1 protein-coding gene and 1 pseudogene are annotated in these 495 nt (G+C 44.4%); both read left to right on the top strand.

The window, feature by feature from the left end; all coding sequences use genetic code 11:
- Nucleotides 1-100, top strand: a pseudogene (locus tag R7070_RS24645) (LysR family transcriptional regulator); the annotation flags it as partial.
- A 104-nt stretch (nt 101-204) separates the two neighbouring features.
- Nucleotides 205-495: biotin/lipoyl-binding protein (locus tag R7070_RS24640; RefSeq protein WP_318141338.1), on the top strand; the 291-nt coding region annotated here is incomplete at its 3' end.

Below are 495 nucleotides of genomic sequence, written 5' to 3'. Positions count from 1 at the left end.
AGAAACGGGGTGGTTGCTCTATCCTCAACCGAAAACGCTGAACCAAGCCAGCCGGTTACTTATTGAACATTTGTGCAATAAAATCCCAAAACTTTTGTAGTTTGCATTTATTGTCATAAAATTTGTGACATTGAATCATGCGCACGCATGATTATCTGAACATCTGTGAATTATAAGATGGCGCCGAAATTATGGAGCCATCTTATGAATCATCAAATCAAAACCGCTGCGCTGAGCACTATCGCGCTCTCTCTACTCGGCTGTAATCAAGCTCAACCTCAGGTTGAGGAGCCAAGCGCATCCAGACCCGTTCAAGTGATTGAAGTCAACGAAAGGAATGAAGAACTCAATAAATCATTCAGCGGGATCGTAAAAGCAAAAGAAACCGCCTCACTCTCTTTTCGTGTACCCGGCACCGTGGAAAGCGTGTTCGTAAATAAAGGCAGCTTGGTAGAAAAAGGCCAAGTCATTGCCACGCTGGACAAGCACGACTAC

Source organism: Vibrio sp. 1557, assembly GCF_033340175.1.
Classification (GTDB): Bacteria; Pseudomonadota; Gammaproteobacteria; order Enterobacterales; family Vibrionaceae; genus Vibrio; species Vibrio alginolyticus.
The sequence above is the reverse complement of the archived record's forward strand: the minus strand, read 5'-3'. Positions and strand labels throughout refer to the sequence as shown.